This is a genomic window from Paenibacillus graminis (genome assembly GCF_000758705.1).
Lineage (GTDB): Bacteria > Bacillota > Bacilli > Paenibacillales > Paenibacillaceae > Paenibacillus_AQ > Paenibacillus_AQ graminis.
In genome coordinates, this window is sequence record NZ_CP009287.1 from 2,013,682 (window position 1) to 2,037,880 (window position 24,199).

At 52.2% G+C, this 24,199-nt stretch carries 19 protein-coding genes; 10 read left to right on the forward strand and 9 right to left on the reverse strand.

Features of this window, described 5'->3' with window-relative positions:
• Positions 1–20: 20 nt before the first annotated feature.
• From PGRAT_RS08145 to PGRAT_RS08155, 3 genes are all read left to right on the forward strand, one after another.
• Positions 21–1,517, forward strand: a complete 1,497-nt coding sequence (locus PGRAT_RS08145; protein WP_025703036.1) for a glycoside hydrolase family 32 protein — start codon at positions 21–23, stop codon at positions 1,515–1,517.
• A 4-nt stretch (positions 1,518–1,521) separates the two neighbouring features.
• Complete coding sequence (locus PGRAT_RS08150; protein ID WP_025703035.1) at positions 1,522–2,409, forward strand: ROK family protein; 888 nt, start codon at positions 1,522–1,524, stop codon at positions 2,407–2,409.
• Positions 2,410–2,641: 232 nt separating this feature from the next.
• The gene (locus PGRAT_RS08155; protein WP_052415703.1) at positions 2,642–6,445 is read left to right on the forward strand and encodes a GH32 C-terminal domain-containing protein; all 3,804 of its coding nucleotides are present in this window, start codon (positions 2,642–2,644) and stop codon (positions 6,443–6,445) included.
• Positions 6,446–6,514: 69 nt separating this feature from the next.
• On the opposite strand, the gene PGRAT_RS08160 is transcribed toward PGRAT_RS08155, so the two are convergent.
• Positions 6,515–7,951, reverse strand: a complete 1,437-nt coding sequence (locus tag PGRAT_RS08160) for a DHA2 family efflux MFS transporter permease subunit (protein ID WP_244884081.1) — start codon at positions 7,949–7,951, stop codon at positions 6,515–6,517.
• Positions 7,952–8,244: 293 nt separating this feature from the next.
• Here PGRAT_RS08160 and PGRAT_RS08165 point away from each other — a divergent pair, with 293 nt between their 5' ends.
• Complete coding sequence (locus PGRAT_RS08165; protein ID WP_025709533.1) at positions 8,245–8,829, forward strand: TetR/AcrR family transcriptional regulator; 585 nt, start codon at positions 8,245–8,247, stop codon at positions 8,827–8,829.
• 34 nt (positions 8,830–8,863) lie between these two features.
• On the opposite strand, the gene PGRAT_RS08170 is transcribed toward PGRAT_RS08165, so the two are convergent.
• A complete protein-coding gene (locus PGRAT_RS08170; protein WP_025709531.1) occupies positions 8,864–9,643 on the reverse strand; it encodes an ABC transporter ATP-binding protein in 780 nt (259 codons plus the stop codon).
• A gap of 123 nt (positions 9,644–9,766) precedes the next feature.
• Here PGRAT_RS08170 and PGRAT_RS08175 point away from each other — a divergent pair, with 123 nt between their 5' ends.
• On the forward strand, positions 9,767–10,579 hold the full coding sequence (locus PGRAT_RS08175) for an AraC family transcriptional regulator (protein ID WP_025709529.1): 813 nt from the start codon (positions 9,767–9,769) through the stop codon (positions 10,577–10,579).
• A 112-nt stretch (positions 10,580–10,691) separates the two neighbouring features.
• Here the strand turns inward: PGRAT_RS08175 and PGRAT_RS08180 are convergent, their stop codons facing one another.
• Genes PGRAT_RS08180 through PGRAT_RS08190 form a run of 3 tightly spaced genes read right to left on the reverse strand, consistent with a single transcriptional unit; the run spans position 10,692 to position 13,716 of the window.
• Positions 10,692–11,957: an ABC transporter substrate-binding protein gene (locus PGRAT_RS08180; protein WP_025709527.1), complete on the reverse strand. Its 1,266-nt coding sequence runs from the start codon at positions 11,955–11,957 to the stop codon at positions 10,692–10,694.
• A gap of 38 nt (positions 11,958–11,995) precedes the next feature.
• Positions 11,996–12,835 (reverse strand): carbohydrate ABC transporter permease, encoded by an 840-nt coding sequence (locus PGRAT_RS08185; RefSeq protein ID WP_025709525.1) that lies wholly within the window; start codon positions 12,833–12,835, stop codon positions 11,996–11,998.
• Positions 12,835–13,716: a carbohydrate ABC transporter permease gene (locus tag PGRAT_RS08190; protein WP_025709523.1), complete on the reverse strand. Its 882-nt coding sequence runs from the start codon at positions 13,714–13,716 to the stop codon at positions 12,835–12,837. The genes PGRAT_RS08185 and PGRAT_RS08190 overlap by 1 nt, the downstream gene beginning before the upstream one ends.
• A 332-nt stretch (positions 13,717–14,048) precedes the next feature.
• On the opposite strand from PGRAT_RS08190, the gene PGRAT_RS08195 reads away from it, so the two are divergent.
• The 4 genes from PGRAT_RS08195 to PGRAT_RS08215 all read left to right on the forward strand — a co-directional run bounded on the left by PGRAT_RS08195 (position 14,049) and on the right by PGRAT_RS08215 (position 19,531).
• Positions 14,049–14,729, forward strand: a complete 681-nt coding sequence (locus tag PGRAT_RS08195) for a hypothetical protein (RefSeq protein ID WP_025709522.1) — start codon at positions 14,049–14,051, stop codon at positions 14,727–14,729.
• A 315-nt stretch (positions 14,730–15,044) separates the two neighbouring features.
• A complete protein-coding gene (locus PGRAT_RS08205; RefSeq protein WP_025709520.1) occupies positions 15,045–15,503 on the forward strand; it encodes a VOC family protein in 459 nt (152 codons plus the stop codon).
• Positions 15,504–15,518: 15 nt separating this feature from the next.
• Complete coding sequence (locus PGRAT_RS08210) at positions 15,519–16,217, forward strand: SDR family oxidoreductase (RefSeq protein WP_025709518.1); 699 nt, start codon at positions 15,519–15,521, stop codon at positions 16,215–16,217.
• 371 nt (positions 16,218–16,588) lie between these two features.
• Positions 16,589–19,531 carry a glycosyl hydrolase 115 family protein gene (locus tag PGRAT_RS08215; protein ID WP_025709517.1) on the forward strand — a complete coding sequence of 981 codons (2,943 nt, stop codon included), beginning with the start codon at positions 16,589–16,591 and terminating at the stop codon, positions 19,529–19,531.
• 58 nt (positions 19,532–19,589) lie between these two features.
• Here the strand turns inward: PGRAT_RS08215 and PGRAT_RS08220 are convergent, their stop codons facing one another.
• A complete protein-coding gene (locus tag PGRAT_RS08220) occupies positions 19,590–20,369 on the reverse strand; it encodes a helix-turn-helix domain-containing protein (protein WP_025709516.1) in 780 nt (259 codons plus the stop codon).
• A 143-nt stretch (positions 20,370–20,512) separates the two neighbouring features.
• On the opposite strand from PGRAT_RS08220, the gene PGRAT_RS08225 reads away from it, so the two are divergent.
• Entirely contained in the window at positions 20,513–21,952 is a 1,440-nt protein-coding gene (locus PGRAT_RS08225; protein WP_025709515.1) for an amino acid permease, read from the forward strand.
• Here the strand turns inward: PGRAT_RS08225 and PGRAT_RS08230 are convergent.
• The 3 genes from PGRAT_RS08230 to PGRAT_RS08240 form a co-directional block, all read right to left on the reverse strand.
• Positions 21,949–22,581, reverse strand: coding sequence for a LysE family transporter (locus tag PGRAT_RS08230; RefSeq protein ID WP_025709513.1), 633 nt, complete (start codon positions 22,579–22,581; stop codon positions 21,949–21,951). The two genes, PGRAT_RS08225 and PGRAT_RS08230, sit on opposite strands and share 4 nt — an antisense overlap.
• A gap of 113 nt (positions 22,582–22,694) precedes the next feature.
• Positions 22,695–23,141 (reverse strand): spore coat protein, encoded by a 447-nt coding sequence (locus tag PGRAT_RS08235; RefSeq protein ID WP_042267924.1) that lies wholly within the window; start codon positions 23,139–23,141, stop codon positions 22,695–22,697.
• A 143-nt stretch (positions 23,142–23,284) separates the two neighbouring features.
• Entirely contained in the window at positions 23,285–24,139 is an 855-nt protein-coding gene (locus PGRAT_RS08240; protein WP_042267926.1) for a manganese catalase family protein, read from the reverse strand.
• Positions 24,140–24,199 lie beyond the last annotated feature (60 nt).

Genomic DNA, 24,199 nt, shown 5'->3' on the forward strand with positions numbered 1-24,199 from the left:
GAGTAAAGGAGAGAGCTATAATGACAGCTATTACAAAACAAAACTACCGGGGTGTCTACCATTTCTCGCCCCAGGCCAAGTGGATGAACGACCCGAACGGGATGGTCTATTTCGAAGGAGAGTATCATTTGTTTTTCCAGCATCATCCGGGCGGGATGACCATGGGAGCCATGCACTGGGGCCATGCGGTCAGCAGGGATCTTATCACCTGGGAAGAGCTGCCTATCGCACTCTTTCCGGATGAGCTTGGCATGATTTTCTCGGGGAGCGCTGTTGTGGACTGGAACAATACGACAGGATTTTTTGCGGAAAAACCGGGGCTGGTTGCCATCTTTACACATCACCTGGATATGCCCGAAGGGCAGCCGGCTGTTCAGCGCCAAAGTCTCGCCTACAGCCATGACAACGGCAGAACCTGGACTAAATACGAAGGCAATCCGGTGCTTGAACATGATACCTTCATCGATTTCCGTGATCCGAAAGTGTTCTGGAACCAGGAGACTAACAAATGGGTAATGATCGTTGCTTGCGGTCAAACGGTATGCTTGTATCATTCACCGGATCTGATCCATTGGACTTTTGCCAGTGAATTCGGCAAGGGCATCGGCTCTCATGACGGTGTGTGGGAATGCCCGGACTTGTTCCCGCTGCACGTGGATGGAGACCCATCGAACATCAAATGGGTGATGCTGGTGAGTATCGGCGCGGACCCCGCTTTTGTAGAAGGCTCCAGAACGCAGTACTTCACTGGTCATTTCGATGGGGATGTGTTTACTCCGGACGAGGATTCCCGGACGATCCGCTGGCTGGATTATGGAAGGGACAACTATGCAGGAGTAAGCTGGTCGGATGTGCCTGAGGAAGATGGAAGACGTCTGTTCATCGGCTGGATGAGCAACTGGATGTATGCGCCACAGACTCCGGCAGAAGAGTTCCGCGGGGCGATGACCCTGCCAAGAGAGCTGTACCTTGAATCCAGAGAAGGGAAGGTCCTGCTCGTTCAGAAGCCGGCCAAAGAACTGGAGGCGGCCCGCATCCCTGTTCTTTCACTAAAAGATGTTACTGTGCATGAAATCAACGCTTCTTTAGCCGGTCTCCAGCTGGACGCTTACGAGATTGCAGTGAAGTTCACCCGTGGCATATCTGCGGGAATCAAGGTAAGAGTTGGGGCGGGGGAAGAAACCGTTGTCGGAATGGATGCGGAGACCGAAGAGCTGTATGTAGACCGGCTGGCTTCAGGCCAGAACAGTTTCCATGAGTGGTTCCCGGGACGTCATTCGGTGGAGCTGCAAGCTCCGGGTGAGATCCATGAACTATGCATTTATGTGGACCGTACTTCGGTCGAAGTGTTTGGCAATGGTGGCCAGGCGGTTCTAACGGATCTTATCTTTCCTAAACCTGAATCTGCGGGTGTTGCTGCATTTGCAGAACAGGAAGGGACCCCGTTCCTTTCACTGGAGGTCTACAAATTAGCTCTGCCTGCCGCAAATGGCGATGACCGGCAAGTGGAGGGCTGACGGAATGCGTATAGGAGCCATTGAAGCAGGCGGGACCAAATTCGTATGCGGGATCGGGGACGAAAACGGGAATATTCTGGACTGGCTCAGCTTTCCAACCGGGCATCCGGCTCAGACCCTCCCCCAGGTGATAGAATATTTTCAAGACAAACAGGCAGAGGCGATCGGGGTGGGCTCCTTTGGTCCGATCGATATCAACCCGGAGAGCCCGACTTACGGCTGCGTGACGACTACCCCTAAGCCGGGGTGGGCGAATTACGATCTGCTGGGGACTTTACGGCGTGCCTTTCCGGTCCCCTTTGGCTGGGATACCGATGTCAACGCAGCTGCATATGGCGAAGCCAAATGGGGGGCTGCGCAAGGATCGTCCAGCTGTCTGTACTATACCGTAGGTACTGGTGTTGGAGTCGGCGTGTATTCGGAAGGCAAAATCATTCATGGCCTTGTGCATCCTGAGGGAGGGCATGTGCTGACCAGACGGCATCCTGAAGATGATTTTGCAGGCGTGTGCCCTTACCATGGGGACTGCCTCGAAGGGATGGCGGCGGGTCCTGCCATTGAAGCCAGATGGGGGAAAAAGGGCCACGAGCTGCCCCCGGACCATGCTGCCTGGGAAATGGAAGCCTTCTATATTGCCCAGTCCATAACCAGTGCTATCCTGCTGCTGTCTCCCCACAAAATTATTCTGGGCGGCGGTGTGATGCAGCAGCTGCAGCTGCTGCCGCTCATCCGGCAGGCTGTGCTCCGCAATCTGAACGGGTATGTCAGTTCAAGTGCTATTTTAGATCATGTGGATGAGTATATTGTTTCACCGGGCCTTGGCCAGCAGGCAGGATTATGCGGCGCCCTGGCACTGGGGCTTGCGGCATGGAACAATGGGGCTGCTATATAGATTGAAAATAAGAAAAAAGAGATAAAGTGATGGAGGGGAAGTTTGGAACTTACGGAGCGGTAGCGGCCGCCTTTGTCTGCGGATTTCCACCGCGAACAGCGGTATAAATTCAAGAAATCTGCAGATGGGCAGCGGCCGGAAGTCCAAACATTCCCCGGAGTCACGTCCAAATCCCAAAATAGAAAATCACAAGTTCAATCAAATTGCGCAGAGGAGAAATGGAGGCTAATAGATGAAGAAAAAATTCCAAGCAGCACTGTGCATTCTGATGGTTATAGGAACCGTGATGGCTTCATCGGGCATTTACGCAGTAAATCCTGCCACAGGCTGGGCTGCGCCAGCAGCTCAAGGGACAGGGGAACCAGACAAGGAGGGTCTTTCTATTTTTGAGAGCGCTGCCAATGTGAAAACAAATCTGACGGGATGGCAAGTCAAAGGAAAGGGCGGAATGGAGAATACCGCAGAAGGACTTCTGCTGACCTCCGGTCCGGAGGATAATGTAATGGCTGTTTCTGAAATAGGGGCAGAAGATTTTCTGTATGAAGCTGATGTTATGCTCAAGGAGTTGAAGGCGGAGGCATCTTTGATCTTCCGTTCGAATGATGATGGGAAGAATTCGTATATGCTGCAACTTGCACCCGGGTCCGGGTTAATCCGCTTAAAAGATGCGGCAGGCGGGGCGGGCAAGTTATACGAAGAACGTCAGGTTTCCCTCCAGGAAGGGGAGATCTATCATCTCAAAGTAAAGGCTGAAGGAACCTCACTGAAGGTATATTGGGGGAATCTCTACAAGCCTGTGATCGAGATTCAGGACAGTGCATACCGTTCCGGCCGGTTTGGGCTCCATGTACAGAATGGTTCTGCTGTGTTCCAGAATATAAGGGTAAGTGATCTGGAAGGAAACCTGGGTACAGTGCTTGTTAATAAAGGGCAGTGGGAGCCTGACCTTAGAGGACTAAAAGGAACATCTGAGGACTCAAGCAAAGCACAGCGAATCTTTAGCAAGCAAGCCGCTGATTTTGTATATGAAGGAACCATCTCTTTGGGTTCCAATGCTGTTGCGGCGCTGTCATTCCGCTCCTCTGCCGATGGAGTCCGCGGCTATGAAGCCACCCTTGCGAAGGAAGGGGACCAGGTCCGTGTCAAACTGGCAAAAGCAGACGGAACAGTAGTAGCAAGCTCAGAGCGCGCTTATCCGGGCAGAATTGGCGCAAAGCATCATGTGGAAATCAAAGCAAAGGGCAGCCGGATTCAAGTGTTCCTGGACGGGTATACACCGGCAGCAGTGGATATAAAAGATACTGCGTATTCAACCGGAAATGCCGGACTTGCGGTGAAAACGGGAAGCGCTTACTTTCAGGGTGCGTATCTCATAGACGCTAGCAGCTATTATAATGAAACTTTCCGTCCCCAGTATCATTATACGCCGGTCCGCGGTTCCGCCAGTGACCCGAACGGGCTGGTCTACTTCGAAGGCGAATATCATCTCTTCCATCAGGATGGAGGCACATGGGCTCATGCCGTCAGCAAGGATATGCTGAACTGGAAACGCCTGCCGGTTGCCCTTCCATGGAATGATCACGGGCATATCTGGTCCGGGGCTGCTGTAGCGGATACAGCGAATGCATCAGGCCTGTTCACGGATTCAGGCGGTAAAGGCCTGATAGCTTATTATACTTCCTATAACCCGGATGGCCCTAACGGCAACCAACGGATTGGTCTTGCTTACAGCAAGGATAAGGGGCGCACATGGGAATATGCCAAGGACCGTCCAATTGTGATAGAGAACCCCGGCAGGAACGGAGAAGATCCGGGAGGCTGGGATTTCCGCGATCCCAAGGTGGTCCGTGATGACGGGAATAACCGCTGGGTGATGGTGGTATCCGGGGGCGATCATATCCGTTTCTTTACCTCAACCAATCTGCTGGACTGGACGTTGACCGATAATTGGGGGTATGGGGATTATGTCCGCGGCGGTGTATGGGAATGCCCGGACTTGTTCCCGCTGGCTGTACAGGGGACGCCGCAGAAGAAATGGGTGCTCATGATCAGTACAGGGGCAAATCCGGCAACGGGAGGTTCGGACTCGGAATATTTTGTGGGGAGTCTGACTGCTGAAGGTAAATTCGTGAATGACAACCCGGCTGGGAAGGTCTTGCGGACAGACTTTGGCAAAGAATATTATGCCTCCATGTCTTTCTCGGACATGCCGGATGGGCGCAGAGTGATGCTGGCGTGGATGTCCAACTGGGATTATCCGTTTGCTTTCCCGACTTCAGGCTGGAAGGGTGAGCTGACCGTTCCAAGAGAGGTTACCCTGGTCATGACCCCTGAGGGGCTTCGGCTTGCCCAGAGTCCGGTTAAGGAAATAGAGCAGCTTCGGAGCAGGCTGTTCACTGCAGCGGATAAGATGGTCAGTGCTTCTTCTCCCAACCTGCTGAAGGGTCTCATAGCCGGTGCGTATGAAATTGAAGCCGAATTGGAGATACCGGACGGCAGCACCGCGACAGAGTTTGGGTTTCACGTGCGCGAAGGTGCGGATCAGAAGACGGTTGTCGGCTACAAGGTGGGCGAAAGCCAACTATTCGTTGACCGGTCCGCTTCCGGGATAACGGATTTCTCCAGTCTTTTTAGTACAAGGCATGAAGCGGCTATGAGAGCGGAGAACAAGCGGATCAAGCTGCGGATTTTGGTGGATGAATCCTCTGTTGAGGTTTTTGGGAATGGGGGAAAGACGGTGTTCTCTGAGGTCATTTTTCCTGACCCGGCCAGCAGGGCAATGAGCTTCTATAGCCAGGGCGGCATAGTAAAGGTGATATCTTTGAAAGTGAATAAGCTAGGGTCGGTATGGAATTCAGACAGCGGCGCAGCCACCCGGATTGCGATGGATACCGCGGACCGTGAACTGGAGACCGGAGACAGCGTGACGCTTCAGGCGGCAGTGGAGAACGGGCCCGGCAGCGGTGTTCATCCGCTGAAGTGGAAGTCGAGCAATGAAGAGGTGGCTGGTATTCATGCAGCAGATTTTTCCCGCGCAACCCTTCAGGCGAAAAAAGCAGGGGAGGCCGTCATTACGGTATCCACCCCGAACGGCAAGGCATCTGCCAGCCTTGTGGTAAAAGTATATGGCGGCGAATTTCATACCAATCTCAGCGGCTGGACCAAGGACTTGTCCATGGCTTCATGGATCGCCACAGGGGATGGCATTCGTGGGAAATACTCCAGCGACGCCAATAATATGGCCCAGGAGCAGGCGGGTAATTTTACGTATGAAGCCGACATGAAGCTTGGCGAATCCGGTGGGGCAGGTTCACTTCTGTTCCGTGCAAGCGGGGATGGGCGCAGCGGCTACTACTTGAATCTGGACCCCAACATGAAATCTGTCCGCCTGTTCTACAAGATCGATGGGCGGTTCGAGGAGCGGCAGGTTCTGGCGAAATTCCCGGCCTTCATCCTGCCGGGTCAAACCTACAACATAAAGATTCAAGCGGAAGGCCCGCGCATTATCGTGCATTTGGGAGGACAGCAGATCATGGACCTGAGGGACGGAACGTTTGCGGAGGGACATTTCGGGCTTCATGTCTTTGGCGGGGAGGCCTCTTATCAGAATGTAAAGGTGACCGGGGCAGAGCCAGCGGACTTGATGACCTCAAGCCTGGTGAATACTGAATCCGGGAAATCCCTGTATACAGACAGCCTGGCAAATGGCGAAGCTGTTAAAGTGCGGAATGCCAATGAAGCCACGGATCAGAAATGGGTGTTTGTGCCGACAGGAGATGAAGCAGGCTCCTACTCCATCCGCACGGCCGCCGGCCAGGCGCTTGATCTGGACACAGGACGGAATACAATTCAGCTCTATACTTATCTGGGCTACAATAATCAGCGGTGGATCATCCGGAAGAATGAGGATGGCTCAGCTGCCATTATCTCTGCTCATGAACATCTGGCACTGGCCATATCCGGGGATGGCACCAAACTTACTTTAGAGGCGTACCGAACGGATGAACTGCGCCAGAAGTGGAGAGTAGCTCCATAACGGAATCCCCAAAAAAAGAGATCAACGAGAATGACTTCGTTGATCTCTTTTGCCTATATGTTGCTGAGTTCACGCTTTTTCGGCAATCGCCTGTGTTAGCTGCGCTTCGGGCTCCTGCTCGGAAGCCTGCCCGACACGTTTGATGAAGAAGGCCAGCAGCAAGCCGACGATGCCGATACCTACAATGACGAGATAGGCATCGTTGATACCCTGGATTGAAGCTTCCATAATCATATGTTCCTTGGAGGCGCCTTTTGCTCCGCCTGCAGCCATCATATCCATCATGTGTGTCGTGGTACGGCTGGTCATCACGGTGACGAGCAGGGAAGTCCCTACGGCGCCGGCCACTTGCCGGATTGTATTGGAGATCGCTGTTCCGTGCGCATTCAGCTTGGAAGGCAATTGATTTAAGCCCAAGGTCTGGATAGGCATGAGCAGCAGCGCCATCCCGATCCGGCGTCCAGTGGACATGAACACCAGATACATGTAGCTGGTTGAATCCGTCAGGTTTACAAAGCTCAGAGTCGTCACAATGGTGATCAGCAGACCGACGACGGCAAGCCATTTAGCCCCGAACCGGTCGAACAGCTTGCCGGTGACCGGCATCAGCAGCCCCATGATAAGCGCACCGGGAAGCAGCAGCAAGCCGGACTCCATAGCTGTATAGCCGCGGGCATTCTGCAAATACAGCGGCAGGAGCATCATATCCGCATACATGATGATCGTAACTGCGATGCTAATAATAGTGGTTAACGAAAACATGTTGTATTTAAAGACCCGGAGATCGAGAAGCGGGCTGGAAGAAGCCAGCTGCCGCCAGGTGAACAAACCCAGCGACAGGACGCCTGCTGCAAGAGAAACGATTACCTCTGCGCTCGACCATCCTGCGCTGGCCGCCCGGCTGAAGCCGTACAGCAATGTTCCGAAGCCGATGGTGGAGAGGATGACGCTGGTCAGGTCAATTTTTGGATATGAGCGTTCCGCTACATTCTTCAAATAGATAAATCCGCAGATGATTACAATGGCAGTCAGCGGGAGCATCCCGTAAAACATAGTTTCCCACGAATAATGCTCCAGAATATATCCGGCCAATGTTGGACCGATTGCAGGTGCAAAAATAATGGCTAACCCGACCATGCCCATGGCGGCACCCCGTTTTTCGCGGGGGAACAGGGTTAAGATGACGTTGGTAAGCAGCGGCATAATAATCCCGGCCCCGGCGGCCTGAATCATACGCCCGGTCAGCAGAATAGGGAAGCTGGACGCTAGAGCTGACACGATCGTTCCGGCCAAAAATATAAACATCGAGGTCTGGAACAGCTCGCGCGTTGTGAACCGCTGCATCAGAAATGCCGTAATCGGGATCAATACCCCGTTAACCAGCATATAGCCGGTGGTCAGCCATTGCGCCGTAGCAGCTGTAATATTAAAATCATGCATCAGTTCCGGTGTGGCAACGCTCATGACTGTCTGGTTCAGTGTCGCCAGAAAGGCTCCCAGAATCATAATGAACAATATGGGGCCTTTTTTCACGGAACTGCTTGTTGCTTCTGACTTGTTACTCACTCCACTCCATCCTTTCAACTCGCCGATCATGGACTAAATTTACAATGTGTTGTATAGTTTACAAAGTATAAAGTTGATTATAAATGAAATTTTCATGCAAGCAAGCAACGATTTTCGTGAAAGTGTAAATTAGTTTACAATCGATGGATATTTGTAGCTTTTCAGCCTGAAAAACTACAAACTTAATGAAAATGTAGTCTATCTGAAAAAGGGATAAGAATGGAGAGAGCAGGATGAATAATACAACGCCCCGTACAGATCCCCGTGTACTCCGGACGCGTGAATTGCTCAAAAATGCTGTTGTGGAACTGATGGAAGAAATGAATGTTCAGAAAATATCGGTAAACCGGATTGCCGAGCGGGCCAAAATTAACCGGGTTACTTTTTATCTTCATTATAAGGATATCCCTGATATGCTGGAAAAGATGGCGGATGAAATGGTCGAGGACATAACTAAGGTAGTGAACAGCGAGGATGCGGGGAATTCAGAGCCGGGAGAACATGAGGATTGGCCCGTCCTGGAGAACCTGCTTAAATATATTGCTGCTAATGCGAGATTCTACAAAACGGTGCTTGCCTCAAGACGAAGCTCGATTTTTTCGGATCGCCTGTTCAATCTGATTGCCGACATGATTGCTGCACGGGTGGAAAAAAAGGAACGCCCTGCCGATGCTTCAACAGTGGCGATACAAAAGGACGTGGCGGTCTGGTACGGTTCAGCCGCCCTGATTGGCACCATCATCGCCTGGCTGCGGAACGACATGCCGTATACACCGCAATATCTTGCCAAGCAAATCACTTCGCTCCGGCATCAATAAGCTCAAATATTACCGGAACATCAGTCTTTGGCAGTCAGTCCTGAGCAGCACGCACATAGACCCGTTCTCCATGCCGGTCCACGATCACTTCGGATTCAAAGAAATCGCTCAGCACCGAGGCGGTTAGAATTTCTGGGGTTAGGCCGCTTTGCACCACTTGTCCTCTGCGCAGCAGCAGAGTGTGGCTGAATACAGGCAGAATTTCTTCAGTGTGGTGGGTAACATAGATTAGCGTCGGCATTTCTTTCGAAAGGGCCAGCTCACGGATGCTGTCCAGCAGCCGCTCCCGGGAGAACAGGTCCAGCCCGTTGCAGGGCTCGTCCAGGATCAGGACCCGGGGATCTGCCATCAGCGCACGGGCAATCAGCAGCTTTTGCTTCTCGCCCTGGGAACAGGTTCTGTATTCCCGGTCCCATAAGTGAAAGCAGCCCAGCTGCTTCATCAGCTCTCCGGCACGCACGGTATCCTGCTCGGTCAAGTGCTCATACAGGCCGATTGTGGCATGTTTGCCGCTGATGACAACGTTTTGTGTCCGGTCGGTGCCATAGAGCTTCTCCTGCAGGGAGGAGCTTACCCAGCCGATGGATTTGCGCATTTCACGCAGGTCCACTTCACCGTAACGCTCACCCAGCACTGAGATGCTGCCGGATGTGGGCCAGAGATATCCGGTGATCATATTTAACAGTGTGGTTTTGCCGGAGCCGTTCAAGCCGAGCAGAGCCCAATGCTCACCTGGACGTACAGTCCAGTTAATCCCGTTCAACAAGGTGTGGACGCCTTTGGTCCACGTTACATTATGTACATCAATAATCATGAGGATGACCTTCTTTCTGCAGCTGTATTGTTCATATCATAAACTGCTCCAAGTGGAAAGTCATTGTGTAAAGTGCTCGTAAATGGAGCACTTTTTGCTATAATGGCAGCAGGTGATGATCGTATGGAGATTAATTTACTGACCGATACCTTCGAGCTGTGGAAAGGCAAAAACGGTTTTGCGAACACTCCCCATGAGCATGCGGACTGGTATCAGGTCACCTTACCCGTACAAGGGACATGTGACTTATTACAGAACAGGCAAACCTACCTTCTGCAGCCGGGTGAAGGTCTGCTGCAGCATCCCGGAACCGAACATTCTTTTCAGGTGGGAGCCCTAGCGGCTGTTATCGTGATTAAGTTCCGCGGCAGTCTGCTGAATCATAAGTCGCTTGGAGGCTCACAGGAATACAGGCTGGCGCGGAATTTCAACCCCGAAGAGATCACTGAGCTCTTCCGCAATTGGTCGTATGAATTGCTGGGTAATGAAACGGACGCTCTAATGGTCCAGCAGATGGAGTTTCAGGTGCAGCTGTATCTTGAGCGGCTGCTGCAGGACGACGGGGAATCAGACCGGCCCGGCCTCCATAATTCTGTCTCTCGTCCCTATACGTCTGATCCCCATATGATCCGGGTAATAGATTATCTGCATACCTGCTACAGGACTGCTGTTGATATTGAATCCATGGCTGCCATTGCCCTGCAGAGCCGTTATCATTTTATCCGTTCATTCAAGCAATTGACGCAGCTCACGCCTTATCAGTATGTACTCCGGCTTCGAATAGACGAAGCCGGAAAAAGGCTGCGGCTATCCGAAGAATCGGTAACGGACATCAGCTTCAGCCTGGGCTTCTCCAGTGTTACACAGTTCTACCGGACCTTTTTGCGTTTGAAAGGCATGACCCCGGCGCAATACCGCAAGCTTACGAAGATTTAACGCTTCGCTTCGAAACGTCTACTCATTAAGAACGGGGCGTGTTCAATTGCATTCTATACAGCAGAATGGGATTTTCAGCAAAATAATGAGCAATCCTCTGCATAAAGTGCAATTACTGCACACTGAGATTATCCCAGTTGACCTGGAACTCCTTCAGCATCCCTTCTTTGGTCAGCTTGCCGCCGAGATAACCCTGGATGCTGCTGGATAATTCCTGCGGCATGCCGTTAGGCAGGCGTGACCAGTTCCAGGTTAAGGCCTGATCCTTATCCGTATATTCCAGCACCTCTGAACCAAGGGTACCCAGATCCTCTTCGGTACCCTTAATGCTGTCGAGCGCAGGGATGAACTGGAACTCCTTCGTGATGTATCTCTTGCCCGTCTCCGAGGTAACAAGCCAATCCAGGAAGAGCTTGGCTTCTTCCTTAACCGGGGAGAACTTGTTGACCACCCAGTTGCTTGGAACCCCTACATAGAGTTTATCGTTATCTTCCGGTGTATCGTCCATCGGCATCGGCAGGATGCCCAGATTCAGATCCGGATTAATGCCGTCGATCTGGCCTTGGGTCCAGTTGCCCTGCTGCATCATCGCCGCTTCCCCGCTGGCCACCATGGTGACCTGGGTATTATAGTCAGTCGAGAGCGGATTCTTGTTGCCGTATTCCACCGTCAGGTCCAGCAGGTCGAGCCACCTGGAGAAAACCGGATCTCCGGCAAATTTCTTAGAGCCGTCCGTGAGACCGGCAATAAAGCTTTCAGGATCGGGCTGCTGGGCGAAGGCTACGTTCACATTGTGGTTGCCGAGCACGAACCATTCCTGGTACCCGTTGGCAAAAGGGGTGATGCCTGCGGCTTTCAGTTTTTCGGCGGCCTCCCGCAGCGCGGTCAGCGTGAGCGGCTTTTGGGTAATTCCGGCTTGCTTGAACAGATCCTTATTATAAATGAAGCCGTATCCTTCCAGATTCATCGGCATGCCGTATAGCTTGCCGTCTACGGTCATTTGTTCGGCGGCCAGCGGCTTCACATCCTTGGCCCACGCTTCGCCGCTCAGGTCCTCCAGATATTCCAGCCACATATCGCGTTCATTATTGCCGCCGATGGTGAAGATATCCGGCTCATCCCCGGAAGAAAATTTCGCCCGCAGGGAGGCGCCATAGTCGCTGCCGCCGCCGACGCTCTGAATCTCCAGCCGGATGTCCGGGTGCTCCTTCTCGAATTCGGTCTTAAGCTTAGCCAGCGCTTCGGATATTTCGACCTTGAACTGGTAGATATGCACGGTTTTGATCCCGCCCGCATCGTCCGTGCCGCGTCCGCAGCCGGCTGTCAGCCCGGCCAGCAGCAGGGAGCATGCGAGGAGAAGTCCACGGCTTTTTCTCATATTCATTCATCCTCTCTGCCTGAAAGTAACTGCTATTCTCAGCCCTTGACAGAGCCTTGGGCAATGCCTTCAATAATATACTTCTGCATCAGCAGGAAAAAGATAACCACCGGTGTAATTCCGAGCACAAGACCCGGAAGCGCCAGATCCCACTGCTTCGTATACTGCCCGAAGAAAGAGTAAGTGGCGATGGGTATGGTACGGAGCACCGGGTCCTGCAGAATAAGCGAAGGCATCAGATAATCATTCCAGATCCACAGGGTGTTCAGAATAATGACGGTCACGATGATCGGCTGCATCAGCGGCAGCACAATCCGGAAAAAGGTGCCGTAAGGGCTGCTTCCATCCACCCGCGAGGCCTCCTCAATATCGACCGGAACGGATTTCACGAAACCATGGAAGAGAAAGACAGTCATGGGGGCACCAAAACCGAGGTAGGCCAGAATCAGGCCGGCGGTCGAATCCATCACACCCAGGCGGCTGACAATCTGCACCAGCGGGATCATGATTGCCTGAAAAGGAATGACCATCGCCGCTACAAGAGCCACATAGAGCATGCGGTTATACCTGCTGTTGTTGCGGACCATTTTATAGGCACACATGGAGCAGAGGAAGGCCAGCAGCACATTGCTGGTTACGGTGACCACCAAAGAGTTCAGGAACGCGTGCGGGAAATCGGTAGCTTTCCAGGCTTCTGCGTAGTTGTTCCATTGAAGGACAGAGGGAAGCGCGGCGGAATCCGATAGAATTTCGCTGTAGCTTTTGACCGAATTGGCCAGCAGGAAATAGAAAGGAACCAGAAATACAAGAGCGAGCAGAATCATCAGCAGCTCGGCCAGCAGCAGGGAAACATTGAATTTCTTGGCGGTAGTCTCCATTACAGCTCCACCTCTCTTTTCTTGGTCGCTCTAACCTGCAGCAGCGAGATGATGGCGACAATCACGAAAAAAATCATCGCTTTCGCCGAACCCATCCCAAACCTGCTGATCGTATAGGCTTCATTGTAAATATTGAGCGCGACCGACTCGGTGGCTTTGAAGGGGCCGCCTTTGGTCAGCGACAGGTTCAGGTCGAACAGCTTGAAGGACCAGGAGATGGAGAGGAACAAGCAAACGGTTACAGCCGGCATCACCAGCGGGAGGGTAACATGGCGCAAGGCTTGCATGCGTCCGGCTCCGTCCACCTTGGAGGCTTCGATCAGGCCCTGCGGAACATTGTTGATAGCCGAGATATAGATCACCATCAGATAACCCGCATTTTGCCAGACAAAAACGATCACAATGGCCCAAAACGATGTAGCTCCCGTGCCGAGCCAAGGCAGATTGAAGAAAGACCAGCCGGTAGCCTGCCCCACCGAGGCGAATCCTCTAACAAAGATAAACTGCCAGATGAACCCCAGCAGCAAGCCGCCAATGACATGGGGGACAAAAAACACTGTCCGCAGCAGATTGCGCGTAAACAGCTTGCGGGTCAGCACATAGGCGAGCATAAAGCCAAGCAGATTTGTCAGTACCAGGCCGAAAAATGTGAACCTGGCCGTGAACCAAAATGAATTCAGGAAGGAAGGGTCCTTGGTGAAAATATGGATATAGTTCCGCAGCCCGGTCCACTCGACATGGCGCGAGATTCCGTTCCAGCTGGTAAACGAGTAATAAAGCCCCAAAAAGAATGGAATCAATACAATCACAAAGAAAAACAGGGAAGTTGGCCCGACAAAAATAAACTGCTGCATCAGGCGTGATCTTTTTTTAAGGTCCATTGCTCCTCACCCCTTGGTGTATTGTAGACATTTCATTAAATAACCATGACGCCAGTTAAGCGAAACAAAAAAACTAATATTTTCCATATTCCGCTCCCGGGATGGAGGGTAACACATTACCGGTGAGCGGATGGAGAATCTGCACCCGGAGTTCGAAGTGAACGGTTGGCGGGTACCCATTACAGGCTGGGCGGATGAACACCATCGTGTATGATGTCATTGACGCAGGGGAGCTGCACACACTATAATCTAGAAAAAACGGACGAAGAACGTCCCGTATCCCATGGCTTCTTGGGGTGCGGGATTTTTTTGTGCCGGGGAGGCGGTCAGAGATGGGATTTGCCGAAGAACACTGTAAGTGGCTGGACGATCATAAGAACCGGAGAAGCGGGGAACGTCTGGATCGGCTGAAGCGCGGGCATGGGCATGGAGAGCAGATGTTTGTGGAGCGGGTGTGGTGGCCGATTTTTGGCCACATGGCTGATCTGCACCCTGAGTATGAGGTCATGGATTGGCGGGGCCGTCCTTATTTTGTTGATTTTGTCTGGAAGCCGGGGCAGGTGAAGTTTGCTTTTGAGATCAAGGGGTATGGGCCTCATGTGCAAAATACGGACCGTACCCGCTACCGGCAGGAGTTAAATAGAGAAACCTATCTGCAAATTGCGGGGTATCGCGTGGTCGCGGTTCCCTATGATGATCTGGAGTCGGCGCCGGAGCTGACCATTTCTCTCCTCAAATCCTTGCTCGTTCCATCTTTGTTGAAGAAGGCGGAGGGAGAGGGGCGTCTGTATACTAGGCTGGAGAGTGACATTCTGCGGTTAGCGGCACGTTGGAACGGGAGCATCCGGCCTGTTGATCTGGTAAATGAACTTGGCGTGAATCCGCGTACAGTCAAAAAACTGATGAATTCTTTATGTGAAAAAGGGAAGTTTAGGCCCATTCCTGCCCCTGTCAGTAATAGAGTGTGCCGGTATGAATATATTCATTCTTTTATGGATACTGAGCTATGGTAGGGTTTCCGCAAACAGGCTGGGGTTAGAAAGAGAGGTATAAATACCTCTGATCTGGCCGCAGATGGCGTGCGGAGCGGAAAAAGAGGTATAAATACCTCTGATCAGGCCGCAGACGGCCTGCGGAGCGGAAAGAGAGGTATAAATACCTCTGATCAGGCCGCAGACGGCCTGCGGAGCGGAAAGAGAGGTATAAATACCTCTGATCAGGCCGCAGATGGCGTGCGGAGCAGAACTCGCGCCCAGGCAGCCCCCGCCAGCAGCCTTTTCATCGTGCAGGTATGGTAGACTGGTCAGAATACAAGGAGGTTATGATGGATGTCAGGATGGCTGGGCAATCATTTGATTACGCAGATTGGAATTCTGGTGAACGACATTGAGAAGGTTAGCGGGGCGTATGCTGACTTTTTTGGGCTGGAAAAGCCGGACATTGTCGTGACCGATACGGCAGATATGGCCAAGACCCGATATAACGGCGTGGCGACGGAGGCGCGGGCGAAGCTTGCTTTTTTTGATATGGGTTCTGTGCAGCTGGAGCTGATTGAACCGGATCATCAGCCGAGCACGTGGCGGGATTACCTCAATGAGCATGGGGAAGGACCGCATCATATTGCTTTTGTCGTCGAAGGGATGAAGGAAAAGATCATGCTGCTCGAAGGCAAGGGCTTCCCGCTTCAGCAGAAGGGGGAGTATACCGGAGGGCGTTATGCTTATATGGATACGTTCAAGGAATTGAAAGTGCTGGTGGAACTGCTGGAGAATGACAACAAAGTATAGACAGGAGGATGCTTTATGAATATTCTAATTACCGGTGCCGGGCGGGGTCTGGGGGCTGAGCTGGTTGCCGAAGCGCTGGACCGCGGGCATGGAGTCATCGCCGGGGTCCGCCATCCTGAACTGGCACAGGAACCGTTGGCTCAGCTTGCTGCAATCCATGGAGACAAGTTGACCATAGCGGCCCTTGATGTTACAGACGAGGGCGGAATTGCCTCATTGGCCGCCTCGCTGAAAGGACAAGGGCGGACACTCGGCGGGATTATTAACAATGCGGCGGTCCTGAACGCCCGTGACACGCAGATTGAAGCGCTGGATCTGCAGGATATGCTGACCACGATGGATATTAATTTATACGGGCCGATGCGGGTGGTGAAGCATTTTTTGCCGCTCCTCACGGAATCCGAGTGTTCGATCATCAACATCTCGTCCGAAGCAGGCAGCATCTCGAATGCGTACCCTGGTGACTATCCTTATGCCATTTCCAAAACGGCGCTGAATATGTTCTCACAGCAGCTGCATGTATATTTGCGGGAACGCGGCGTACAAGTGCTCAGCGTGCATCCCGGCTGGATGCATACGGATATGGGCGGGGCAGAGGCGCCGACAGACCCGCGCAGCAGTGCCGGGGGCATCATTAGCCTGATGGAGCAGCGTAATGCTCCACAAGGCCGGTTCATGTTCCTTGACTATACAGGCAAGGACATGGACATCTAGCTGGGGGAGGAGACTGGACTAGCTGAACCCGGACGATATAGATTGAACTTGAAAATATATAAACAGGGAAAAGTGGCGGAAGAGAAGCTTGGAACTGTAGGAGCGGTAGTGTCCGCCTGAAAGCTTTCCGCAGGAAAGACTGCTATTTCAGCATAGACAGTCTGCGGATTTCCACCGCGAACCCCATCCCTGCACCTTCCCAATATAATCTATCCAAACGGAGAAACTCTGACAACCATTGTTGAGGGCTTCTCCGTTTTTTTATTTAGTAATTACAAAAAGTTGCTAGTTTACCCATGGAGGCTGAAACCGCTTACCTTTATAATGTGCCTGAAAGCACGAACTTAACAACGCCAAGGAGAGATATTTCAATGATACCAAAGCACCCATCGGATACACCGGCTGCCGGAGCGCCAAAAATCCCGCAGGAAGTGGAACAGCTGGAGCCCGCGCAGCGCAAGGAATTCACATTTGTGAAGGAGGGAAAGGCAGCTCCAATCTACATAGATCCCAAGGGAGAAGATTATGCCGGGTTGCGCCGGGCCGCCGGATCTTTTGCGGCAGATGTACACCTGGTGACCGGAACACAGCCTGACATTTGCTCCGAAACCTGCAAGCTTGATGGAACGGCAGTCATCGCCGGGTCCATTGGCAGCAATGAGCTGATTGACCGGTTGATTGCGGAGGGGACTCTGGATGTATCCGGGATCCAAGGCAAAAGGGAGTGCTACCGGATTCAAATGGTTGAACGGCCTGTTGCAGGAGTGGAGCAGGCACTCGTTATTGCGGGCAGTGATAAGCGGGGAACGATCTACGGCATCTATTCGATCTCTGAACGGATCGGGGTCAGCCCCTGGGTCTACTGGGCGGATGTTGTCCCGGAGAAGCAGCCGCTGCTGGCTATTTCTGCAAGCCTGCTGAATATAACCTCTAAGGAGCCATCCGTAAAATACAGAGGTATTTTTCTAAATGACGACTGGCCGTCGCTTGGCTCTTGGGTGACTCAAGCGTTTGGGGATTTCAACGAAGAGTTTTACGACAAGGTATTTGAGCTGATCCTCCGGTTGAAAGGGAATTATTTATGGCCTGCGATGTGGAGCGCTGAATTCAGCCTGAACGGCACAAGCAGCCCGTTGGCTAACGCCAGACATGCTGAGGAGTACGGCATCATTATGGGGACCTCCCATCATGAGCCTTTGTTCCGGGCGGGCAGCGAATGGCAAAAGGTGTACCATCAGTACGGAACAAGCAACCTGTGGGATTTTGCCCGGAACAGAGAGGCTATCACCGCCTTCTGGGAAGACGGAATCAAGCGCAACGGAAGCTTCCATAACCTGATCACCCTCGGGATGCGGGGGGAGGCCGATTCAGCACTGGAAGGCTCTGACCGGGAGAATATTGAGCTGCTTAAGGACATCATCCTGACGCAAAAAGCGCTGCTGAAGAAATATCATCTGGAGCATGAGCCGCAAATCCTGGCCGTCTATAAGGAAGTGGAGAAGTATTGGTATGGCACCGCCGGGGTAGAGGGCCTGAAGGATTGGGACGTCTTAAATGATGTTATCATTCTGCTGGCGGACGACAACTTTGGCAATCTCCGCAAAATCCCGGCGGCCCGCGGGCAGCGCCGCGGCGCTGGCTGGGGGATGTACTACCATTTTGACTATCACGGCGGTCCGTTTTCCTATGAATGGGTGAACACCATTCCGCTGGAGAAGGTCTGGGAGCAGATGTCCATGGCGTTCGATTATGGCATCCGGGATGTATGGATCGTCAATGTCGGGGATCTGAAGCCGATGGAGCTGCCGGTATCCTACTTCCTGGATTTGGCGTATGACTTTGAGGCGTGGGGCACGAATGCGGCCAACCGGACCGGAGAGTATACCAAGCGGTGGGTGGAGCAGCAGTTCGGCCATACTCTGGAACCGGGTACAGTAGAAGGAATCGCCCAGATATTATCCGGTTACACCCGGATGAACGGACGGCGCAAACCGGAAATCGTCACGCCCGCAACCTTTAGTCTGCTCCATTACCATGAGGCCGGACGGGTCTTGAAGCAAGCGGCAGAGCTTGAGCAGGCTGCGGATACTTTTTACGCGCTGATTGCCGAACAGCATAAGGATGCCTATTATCAGCTTGTCTACTATCCTGCGGCAGCTTCAGCTAATGTGGTCAAAATGAACATCTTTGCCGGACTGAACAGACTATATGCAGAACGGGGCAGTGTGCTTGCCAACACCTATGCGAATCTGGTAAAAGATGCGATCGGACGGGATCAGCACTTGCAGAAAGTCTATAACCACGGCATCTCGGGAGGCAAATGGCAGGGCATGATGAGCTCGGCTCATGTAGGATATGTCCACTGGGATGCGGAGGGATGGAAATATCCGGAGGTGAGCACGTTAGCCCCTGTCGATGGTCCGCTGATGATTGTTGATGTGGAGGGAACAGAGCAAGGATATGTATCAGGGACGGCCAGCCTCCCGGCATTTACCAATCTGCTGAAAGAAACCTATGACATTACGATCAGCAATGGCGGAGAAACGGGATTTGAGTATCAGGCGGAGTGCAGCGCAGATTGGATCAGGCTGGAGCAAACCCGGGGGTGGATTGACACGGGAACGACCATTCAGGCTGCTGTGGATTGGGATAAGCTTGGGCTTGGGGAAGCGGCTTCTGGTGAAATTACGCTCTCGGGCGCGGGAACAGCCGTGAGAGTGAAGGTAGCTGTGGATTGGACCAGCCTTCAGGATGTGCCGCCGATGACTTTTATTGAAGCCCATCAAGTCGTGTCGATCGAGGCGGAGCATGCCATGAGCCGTGTATCGAGGTCCGGGGTAGAGTGGAGGATCATCGGGAACTATGGACGCTCGTTATCCTCGCTCAAAATGTTCCCGGACGGGGTGTCTTTTGCCCAGCCGGAGCAGGCACCTTATCTGGAGTACCGGATTCTGGTGCGTCAAGATGGGGAATACACCCTGACAGCCTATATTGCCCCGACGAATAACCTCTCACCGGCCAGCGGATTGAAATATGCAGTAAGCCTGGATAACGGAACGCCGGTGGCTGCAGACGCCCTTCCGGTGGGCTATGAGGGCGGCAATCATGATCATGAACCATGGTGCCGGGCCGTGATGGACAATATCCATACTTCGGTCACTTCCCATGAGCTGGCCAAAGGGCTGCATACGCTCCGATTCTATGGCCTGGATGCCGGACTGGTTCTGCAAAAGCTGGTTTTGTCCGCTGCTCCGCTGCCGTATTCATACCTGGGACCTGAAGAGAGCTTCTATACAGGGCATGCCGGACATTAATAATTATTGGGCAGACGGAGGAGGGCGGAAGATATGCTCCTTTTCGATGTGTCCTCCGTTATTTCAGCGCAGATGACGGGGGATAGCCCTTTATCATTTTGAATACATTGCTGAAATAGGCAACGTCATGATACCCGCAATGCTCCGCGACTTCTGACACATTGAAACCGCCTGCCGACAAAATCATCTCCGCGTTGTTTACCCGCACTTTGTTCATGAATTCCTTGCAGGTAAAGCCGGTGTTCTGCTTGAACAGCTTGCCCAGGTATACGGGATTCAGGCCGACCCCAGCGGCCAGTTTGGAAATGCTCATGTTCTCTGAATAGTGATCCATGATATAGGCCATCACTTTATGGACTCTCGGATCAACCAGCGGTGCCTCCTGATGGTGGGCGATGCTAAGCAGCCGGTAAACGATCAGCTGGAAAATAGCCCGGGCCTTCATCCGGTAGAGCGGCTGCTTGCCCATCCACACATGGGAGAAATCCCGGATATCGTCCATAATTTCTTTGGTCCTCCGGTTTCTCGTAACCGTGTGGAAAGGCAGCTGGACATGATTATCCGGCCCTTCCCAGCAAAAATTAAAGGCATAGGAATGCATTGGAGATTGCTTGCAAGTCTGGGCCTCGCGGATACTGCCAGCAGGCGCATAGAGCATGTCGCCAGCCTCTACCGTAAATTTCCGGCCGTTAATGTAATAGTCCGCCCGGCCTTCAAGGATGAACGTCAGATCATGGAAATCAATGGGGCTTCTGGCAATCTCCCAGTCCGGAAAGCATTTGCGGTCGACGAACAGAAAAACCTGTGGCACAAGGTTCTCATATTGGCTAATGTCCATTAGGGCTATTCCTCCTTCCGTACATCATCATAGCATCATGGATTGTAATGTTAAATGCCTGGCCGATAATGAAAATTAACAGGTGTGGGAAGCCTATGGAAGGTGAACATCTAAAATCCCAAACAGGTGAGGAATGAATTGATTTGGATAAAGCTTCAGGGAAGGCAAAAGACGACAAAAAACTGAAATGGTGGCAGCTAAGTCTGCTGGGCGTTGCGGGTACCATTGGTACCGGTTACTTTCTGGGGTCCAGTCTTGCGATTTCCATTGGCGGACCGGCGGTTTTGCTGGTGTATATTCTTGCCGCCGCAGGTACTTATGTAGTATTTGACGCCTTATCCAGAATGACGGCGGATCATCCGGAGCAGGGATCTTTCCGTTCCTATGCCAAAAAGGCCTTTGGGAGCTGGGCGGGCTTCGCCAGCGGCTGGGTGTACTGGTTCTCGGAGCTGCTGATCATGGGAAGCCAGCTGACCGCCCTGGCCATTTTTGCCCGGTTTTGGTTTCCGGCTGTGCCGATGTGGATCTTCGCAGCAGGCTTTGGCCTGCTGGGGCTGATGATTGTCTTCTTCGGCAATAAAGGGTTTGACCGTGTCGAAAATGTGCTGGCGGTCATCAAGATAGCTGCCATCCTAATGTTTATGGTTTTGGCAGCGGCTTTGCTGGCGGGATGGATCGGGGGCGGCAAATATACACCTAAGCTTCCGCTTACGGCTAAGACATTGTTTCCAGCCGGCGGGATAGGCCTGTGGTCGGCATTTCTGTTTGCCTTCTACGCGTATGGCGGCATTGAAGTACTGGGAATTATGTCTAACCGGCTGAACAAACCGGAGGAGGCCCCGAAGGCGGGGAAAGTAATGCTGCTGACGCTTTCTGCCGTATATGTCGTCTCTATTGGCCTCGCGGTGACGATGGTGCCTTTAAGTGCTTTTAATCCCAAAGAAAGCCCGTTTGTGCTTGCCTTAAGCAGTGATCATCTGGCCTTTGTGCCGCATTTGTTCAACGGGGTACTGATCATTGCCGGCTTTTCAACGATGACCGCTTCGCTCTATGCCGTGACATCAATGATGCTTACCTTGGCACAGGAAGGCGATGCGCCCCGGCTGTTCTCCAAGAAGTTGAAGGGCAAATATCCGCTGTACGCCCTGTGTCTGATTTCCGGCGGGTTAATTGCCGCAATCGTGATGTCCCTGCTGCTTCCGGGGAAAGTATATGAATATATCACTACGGCAGCAGGACTAATGCTTTTGTATAACTGGTCTTTTATTTTGCTGTCCTCAGGGAAGCTGCTAAAGCCTGTGAAATGGAGCGGATTGAAACGCTGGACCGGGCTGGTGCTGATCGTTCTGGCGGTTACCGGAACTCTTTTCCACAAGCTCAGCCGCCCTGGATTATACATCAGCCTGCTGCTCGTAGCGTTGATTGTAGGGACTGACCTCATTGTTCATAAGGTCCGCAAAAAAAGCGGGGCCTCTTCTTCTGAAGATAGCCTTGTACAGGAACAGACGACCAGGTATCACGGGCTGGCAGGAGGACCGAAATTCAGGATCATAGGCATCCTCAAGCGCAAGAGCAAGCTCTAATGGAAAAACAGCAGCCGCATGGCTTGTACTCCAAAATAAAAGCCGAAGGCGACCAGCGAGAGCCCGGACAGCACGGAGATCGCCTTAAGCACCCGGGCCGTCAGCAATTTGCGGAACACGCTGGAGGCTGCCGCCATGCATACATCCCAGAGAAGAATTCCAAGTATAATAGCACCGCTGTAGATCAGCAGCTGATGAAGAGGATATTCGCTCGCAGCTTTGGCGAGAATGGAGCCGTAAATCCCCAGCCAGAACAGGATGGAAAGCGGATTAAATAGGGACATCAGGAAGCCTGCCAGATAAGATTTGGCGAGGGAGGCTTCACTGTCTCTCATTTCCGAAGCCGTAATCATGCCTGCACTTTTGATGCTCTCCACACCTGTATATACCAGTACAAAGAACCCGAACAGCCATAAAAAAGCCCGGACAAACGGCGCATCCAGCAGATGGATGACTCCAAAATAAACCAGAAGCATATAAATGATATCTGCACTTATGGCTCCAAGCCCCACTAACCAGGCATGCAGGAAGCCCCCCCGGATACCCTTGTCCAGTTGTGCGGCGTTAATCGGGCCAATCGGAGCTGAAAGCGACAGCCCCAAAAAGATATACCCTATGAATACATTAATAGTCCCCGCCCTCCTTTTACTATTCTGTAGCTAGCTTATTCTTCAAGACAGGGTTGTAGGACAACAAAATGAAGACCCCCGGAAAACCGGGGGCCTTATTTAATCTGCTGTGGTTATAAAGACAAAGCCTTGTTAGCTGTAGCCACATCATTGGAGAGCAGCTTGGGGAGATCATAGGAGGGATACAGGCCGCGTTCGAGCATAAAATAGAAGACTTTGCCGTGCAGGGCGATACATGCATTCAGCTGCTTTTGCAAAGTTGCTCTAAGCTGTGGTGTGGCTGTTTCGGTAATCCCGATCGCATAGCTGCGGACGGCAGTTTTGGCGAATCCGAGCAGCTGTCCCGCATAGAATGCAGTCAAATCTATGTCTTTCAGGCTGTTCCGGGTTCCTTGCGGAGCGAGCGGATAGTATTGCAGCAGTTCTTTTAAGTTCTGTTCTACACTTTGAATAGCCTCGACATAAAGAGCATGAAGCTGGGGGTCTTTGACATCATCAACCGTCATTTTAAAGTGAATAAGCTGATTGCTCTGGTAAGCCGTCAATTCGTGCATCTCCATCGTTTCATGCCAGGCCAGGTGCTGTTGCTGCTGGTTTGGTCTATCATAAGTATACAATCCCAATCCCTCCTAAGCGTTATGCGTTAGCCTATTCAGGACTGGGCGGAGTGTGAATCTATGTTAAGCGGTTGGTCAAAAAAATCTCATGCATTCATATCATGCAATCCGGGGCTGTGCTCATTAGCCAGTTCAGGCATCATAGGCACAGGAAATCCAACTGGAGGAGGCACCACTTCGAGCATTCCTTTGTTGCGGCTTGGAGAGGTTCCCTGGAAGATCTCGCCCATGCGGTTCGGCTCCATGCTGAAATTAAACTGGGCGTTATGATATCCCAAGTCCACAAATTTGCGGCATTCCGGGTATTTATTGATATCATAATTCGGAACCGGGAAGATGCTGCCCCAATTAACACCGAGTGTCTCCAGCGCTTTGGCGAAGGCATTCTGGTGGGCATTATCCCGCACAATCAGGAAGGCGAGCGTTTCCCGGAAGGTTTTGTTGGAGCTCATTTCATAAATCCGTGTTTTCTGCAGTACACCAGTGGATTCCAGCACAACATTATTCAGCAGATCCCCGATGAGGTTCCCGTGGCTGTATACATAATTGCCAAGCCATGGATTGCCGGCTGCATCTACAGGCAATGAAGCCTGCGCTCCCACAATATAATGATGGGGATTGGCATGTTTCACCGCTTCGTCCAAAGGGGCTTGGTCTGCACCGCCGTTACCGGCTTCATCTTTCCCTGATCCGTTCAACAATTGGTTGATGGTGTGCTGTACCAGCTCGACATGGGCAATTTCCTCCATAAAAATGCCCCGCAGCAAATCCCGGAACTGCAGCTCTTTCCCGCGAAAATTACTGCTCTGAAAGAAATACTGCATCATGGTGCGCATTTCCCCGTAATGGCCGCCCAGAATTTCCTGAAGGACCTTGGCCGCTGCCGGGTCCGGCTTATCTGCTACAATACTGTTGATTAATCCTTCTTTATAAAAATACAGATTAAAAACCTCCTCGAACTGATTTGAAATCATCTTAGATATCTTCCCCTCAGCAACTTC

What these genes read in the sequence shown, in the direction of transcription:
- PGRAT_RS08155 (WP_052415703.1), top strand. Translation starts at nt 2,642, where the DNA reads ATGAAGAAAAAATTCCAAGCAGCACTGTGCATTCTGATGGTTATAGGA.
- PGRAT_RS08235 (WP_042267924.1), bottom strand. Translation starts at nt 23,141, where the DNA reads ATGGAGATGCACGAATTGACGGCTTACCAGAGCAATCAGCTTATTCAC.
- PGRAT_RS08180 (WP_025709527.1), bottom strand. Translation starts at nt 11,957, where the DNA reads ATGAGAAAAAGCCGTGGACTTCTCCTCGCATGCTCCCTGCTGCTGGCC.
- PGRAT_RS08170 (WP_025709531.1), bottom strand. Translation starts at nt 9,643, where the DNA reads ATGATTATTGATGTACATAATGTAACGTGGACCAAAGGCGTCCACACC.
- PGRAT_RS08210 (WP_025709518.1), top strand. Translation starts at nt 15,519, where the DNA reads ATGAATATTCTAATTACCGGTGCCGGGCGGGGTCTGGGGGCTGAGCTG.
- PGRAT_RS08145 (WP_025703036.1), top strand. Translation starts at nt 21, where the DNA reads ATGACAGCTATTACAAAACAAAACTACCGGGGTGTCTACCATTTCTCG.
- PGRAT_RS08165 (WP_025709533.1), top strand. Translation starts at nt 8,245, where the DNA reads ATGAATAATACAACGCCCCGTACAGATCCCCGTGTACTCCGGACGCGT.
- PGRAT_RS08150 (WP_025703035.1), top strand. Translation starts at nt 1,522, where the DNA reads ATGCGTATAGGAGCCATTGAAGCAGGCGGGACCAAATTCGTATGCGGG.
- PGRAT_RS08160 (WP_244884081.1), bottom strand. Translation starts at nt 7,951, where the DNA reads ATGATTCTGGGAGCCTTTCTGGCGACACTGAACCAGACAGTCATGAGC.
- PGRAT_RS08215 (WP_025709517.1), top strand. Translation starts at nt 16,589, where the DNA reads ATGATACCAAAGCACCCATCGGATACACCGGCTGCCGGAGCGCCAAAA.
- PGRAT_RS08185 (WP_025709525.1), bottom strand. Translation starts at nt 12,835, where the DNA reads ATGGAGACTACCGCCAAGAAATTCAATGTTTCCCTGCTGCTGGCCGAG.
- PGRAT_RS08175 (WP_025709529.1), top strand. Translation starts at nt 9,767, where the DNA reads ATGGAGATTAATTTACTGACCGATACCTTCGAGCTGTGGAAAGGCAAA.
- PGRAT_RS08195 (WP_025709522.1), top strand. Translation starts at nt 14,049, where the DNA reads ATGGGATTTGCCGAAGAACACTGTAAGTGGCTGGACGATCATAAGAAC.
- PGRAT_RS08220 (WP_025709516.1), bottom strand. Translation starts at nt 20,369, where the DNA reads ATGGACATTAGCCAATATGAGAACCTTGTGCCACAGGTTTTTCTGTTC.
- PGRAT_RS08205 (WP_025709520.1), top strand. Translation starts at nt 15,045, where the DNA reads ATGTCAGGATGGCTGGGCAATCATTTGATTACGCAGATTGGAATTCTG.
- PGRAT_RS08190 (WP_025709523.1), bottom strand. Translation starts at nt 13,716, where the DNA reads ATGGACCTTAAAAAAAGATCACGCCTGATGCAGCAGTTTATTTTTGTC.